Here is a 472-nt window from a genome sequence, read left to right as displayed (position 1 = left end):
CCAAGACCTAGTAAACTCAGTTAAAGTAAATTTAACTGGATATTACGCGCCGTTTTTATATAAGCAACCTTGGACTAAAAATTTAGAGGGACGTAAAGTTTTAGTTATACATCCATTCATTGATGAAATAAAAAGCCAATATGAGAATCGCGAGAATATATGGTCAGATCCTGATGTATTACCTAACTTTGAACTACTAACATACAAACCAATAGTTTCTATGCTCGATAACAAAACTGAGTTCAAAACATGGTTTGAGGCGTTAGAAAAGATGCAAAATGATATTAAGAAAATGGATTTCGATGTGGCAATAATTGGCTGTGGAGCCTACGGTTTACCTTTAGCTTCTTTTATAAAGGATTTAGGGAAACAATCAATTCATCTGGCTGGGTGGACTCAGGTTCTATTCGGTATTAAAGGAAAACGTTGGGATGATTTGCCACAAATTAGTAGGTTTTATAATGAGCATTGG

Annotated in this window: 1 protein-coding gene; it reads left to right on the top strand. The window is 34.7% G+C overall.

Annotated features, from left to right (window positions below):
• Nucleotides 1-472: hypothetical protein (locus CWM53_RS31005; protein ID WP_206062619.1), on the top strand; the 472-nt coding region annotated here is incomplete at both ends.

This window comes from Klebsiella sp. A-Nf5, assembly GCF_002810545.1.
GTDB lineage: Bacteria > Pseudomonadota > Gammaproteobacteria > Enterobacterales > Enterobacteriaceae > Klebsiella > Klebsiella variicola.
Note: the sequence above shows the minus strand (reverse complement) of the source record. Positions and strands in the feature narration are given on the sequence as shown.